Source organism: Moorena sp. SIO4E2 (assembly GCF_010671945.1).
In the GTDB taxonomy this organism is placed as follows: Bacteria; Cyanobacteriota; Cyanobacteriia; order Cyanobacteriales; family Coleofasciculaceae; genus Moorena; species Moorena producens.
This window is the reverse complement of the sequence record NZ_JAAHIE010000705.1, coordinates 1-3,243: the sequence shown is the minus strand read 5'-3', so window position 1 is coordinate 3,243 and position 3,243 is coordinate 1. Positions and strand designations below refer to the sequence as shown.

Genomic DNA, 3,243 nt, shown 5'->3' with positions numbered 1-3,243 from the left:
AAGTTCACACCAAAAAAGACTTCCCCGAAGAGTGGGCAAGGACTCAAAACAACCTGAGCCTTGTCTACAGAAACAGAATCCGTGGTGATAAAGCAGAGAATCTCGAACTTGCCATTAAAGCATACGAACTAGCATTGAAAGTTCACACCAAAAAAGACTTCCCCGAAGAGTGGGCAAGGACTCAAAACAACCTGGGCATTGCTTACAGAAACAGAATCAGTGGTGATAAAGCAGAGAATCTCGAAAAAGCGATTGCAGCATACGAACTAGCATTGAAAGTTCACACCAAACAAAAGTTCCCCGAAGAGTGGGCAACGATTCAAAACAATCTAGGCCTTGCTTACAGAAACAGAATCCGCCACAACAGGGAATCGAATCTAGAACTTGCTATTGAAGCATACAAACGAGCTTTGTGGGTTTACACCAAACAAGACTTTCCCCAAAATTGGGCAATGACTCAAAATAACCTGGGCAGTGCGTACCGTGAAAGAATCCGCCACAACAGGGAATCGAATCTAGAACTTGCTATTGAAGCATACAAACGAGCTTTGTGGGTTTACACCAAACAAGACTTTCCCCAAAATTGGGCAATGACTCAAAATAACCTGGGCAGTGCGTACCGTGAAAGAATCCGTGGTGATAAAGCAGAGAATCTCGAAAAAGCGATTGAAGCATACGAACTAGCTTTGTCCGTTTACACCAAAGAAGACTTCCCTATTGAGTGGGCAATGAATCAAAAGAACCTGGGCAATGCGTACCGTGACAGAATCCGTGGTGATAAAGCAGAGAATCTCGAAAAAGCGATTGAAGCATACGAACTAGCTTTGTCCGTTTACACCAAAAAAGACTTCCCCGAAGAGTGGGCAACGATTCAAAACAATCTCGGCGCAGCCTACAGTTAAAGAATTCGTGGTGATAAGTAAGAGAATCTCGAAAATGCTATTACAGCATACCAACTAGCATTGTCAGTTTACACCCCGCAAGCCGATCCGATTAACTGTCTCATAACTTCCCGCAACTTAGGTCACCTCCACTTCAACCAACGTAACTGGCAACCCGCCATCGATGCCTACCAACAAGCAATCACAGCAGTAGAAATCAGTCGCAGTGAGGCAATCAATGATCCAAATCGTCAACAGATGTTGGCACAGGCAATAACAGTTTATCAGGGTGCATCTCATCTTTGTAAAAAAGAAGGGAAGTGCCGGAAGTGTCGGAAGCGTGGGGATTTTAGGGAGGGTGGGTAGTGTAGGCAGTTTGGGAATTTTATTAGAATTTTTGTTTAATTGCAAAAGTGAGATGCACCCGTTTATCAAACACTAGTGCAAGCCTATATCAATATAGAACAGTTGGATAAAGCCATCGAAACAGTCGAACGCAGCAAAGCCCGGGACCTAGTGCAACTGCTCACCAACCGCGACCTTTATCCTAAAGGCAACGTTCCCCAAGGGATAATCACCGAGTTAGATCAACTGCGTCGAAACATTCCATCATTGGAAAAACAGTTACAAGTAGTTTTTGAAAAACTATCTGGAAATAGCGATAACACACAACTAAAGCAACGACCATCTATAGAGGAATCACGGAAACGACTACAGCAAGAATTACAGAAGTCGCTACAGCAGCTAGATCAGGTGCTTAAAGAAATCAATGATAACTATGACTCCAGTTTCAGTCTAACTCAAACCGTAGAAACTATTCCGTTTAGGGATATTCAGAGCCTGATTGATCAAGGCACCGCTATTATTGAGTGGTATGTTACCAGGGATAATATTCTTACCTTTATTGTCACCAGTCACAGTCAGCAGCCCATAGTTGTGTCATCCTCTCCTGAAAAGCTGAAAACTTTGGAAGACTGGGATAAAGACTATACCAATGCCTACCGCAACCAAAAAAATCAATGGATAACTAATCTATCCACTCGTCTCGTGGACCTCGCTACAATATTAGATATTGATAACATCATTTCCAAGATTGATGGAATATTTGAGAAAGTTGGGGGTAAATGCGATCGCTTAATTATAGTGCCCCATCGTTTCCTGCATCTGTTTCCCCTCCACGCTTTAGCTTTATCAAAAGGTAATTTACTTATCGACCGCTTTGAAAGAGGGGTAAGTTATGCTCCTAGTAGCCAGTTACTGAAACTAACAAAAGAACAACAGCGCCCCCACTTCAATAACTTATTTGCCATCCAAAACCCCACTAGACCTGAAGCAAAACCATTGCCTGGCTCGAAACTAGAAGTTGATAAAATCCGACAATACTTTGACCCCAACCACAGTATTGTTCTTGCTGAAGCAGACGCAACCGAAGCCAAGCTAAATCAAAATATCAAGCAACTCCGCTCTGCTCACTGTGTCCACTTTTCCTGTCATGGCACGTTCAAATCTCAATCTCCCCTAGAATCAGCCCTACTTTTAGCAGATGCAGACCTAACCTTGTATAAAATCTTTAAACTTGATCTCAGTCAATGTCTTATTGTCATTCTTTCTGCCTGTGAAACTGCGATGACCCTTTCCAGTAACCAAGAATCAAGTAACAAAGACGAAGATACTGGATTACCTAGTGGTTTAGATGAATATATTGGTTTGCCTAGCGGTTTTCTCTATGCAGGTAGCCCTAGCGTTGTCAGCACCCTCTGGAAAGTCGATCCTCTTGCCACTGCTTTGTTAGTGATCAAATTATACAAAAACCTCAAACGACTGCCAACGTTAGAAGATGGGGATGTTTCAACTGCCTTAGTTAACGCCCAATTCTGGTTACGAACACTGAACAGTAAAACCTTGGCAAGAATCCAAAAAAGTCAAAAATTTAAGGGTTTGATGGCTCAAATATTTGAAAACAATAAGCGCGATCGTCGCAAATTCAATGACTTACTATATGCTGCCATTAAGCGCCAACCCTATCCTTTTGCTAACCCCTATTATTGGGCAGCTTCCGTAGCTACAGGCACTTAGGGGTTAGGATTGTAAGATTGGCAGAATTTTTCGATGCCTTCTTGCTCAATATAGATAGCAATTGGAGTAGCCATTAGTCCGGCTACTAGAGGTTTAAATTCCAGTGATCCCGCCAAGAACTCAGCTATTACTCCTATAAGTGCAGGCAAGTAGTTTTCTCTAAATTTTTTATATTTTGGCTGACAGATATGACCATGACACTGCCTAAGGATCTGAGTAAACCAACGCAAGTCACCCTTATCTTCTACTCCTTCAATGCCATTGCGAGTGGCTAGGGATTCAGCAG

The 3,243-nt window shown here is 42.6% G+C and carries 3 protein-coding genes and 1 pseudogene; 3 read left to right on the top strand and 1 reads right to left on the bottom strand.

Annotated elements, in window-relative coordinates:
- From F6K37_RS35735 to F6K37_RS35725, 3 genes and pseudogenes are all read left to right on the top strand, one after another.
- A pseudogene (locus tag F6K37_RS35735) lies at positions 1-896 on the top strand (tetratricopeptide repeat protein); the annotation flags it as partial.
- A 66-nt stretch (positions 897-962) separates the two neighbouring features.
- Complete coding sequence (locus F6K37_RS35730) at positions 963-1,247, top strand: tetratricopeptide repeat protein (RefSeq protein ID WP_008189158.1); 285 nt, start codon at positions 963-965, stop codon at positions 1,245-1,247.
- A gap of 75 nt (positions 1,248-1,322) precedes the next feature.
- A complete protein-coding gene (locus tag F6K37_RS35725; RefSeq protein ID WP_008189155.1) occupies positions 1,323-2,957 on the top strand; it encodes a CHAT domain-containing protein in 1,635 nt (544 codons plus the stop codon).
- Here F6K37_RS35725 and F6K37_RS35720 read toward each other — a convergent pair.
- Positions 2,954-3,243, bottom strand: a 290-nt coding sequence (locus F6K37_RS35720; RefSeq protein ID WP_287255659.1) for a hypothetical protein, incomplete at its 5' end; no start/stop codon positions are given. The two genes, F6K37_RS35725 and F6K37_RS35720, sit on opposite strands and share 4 nt — an antisense overlap.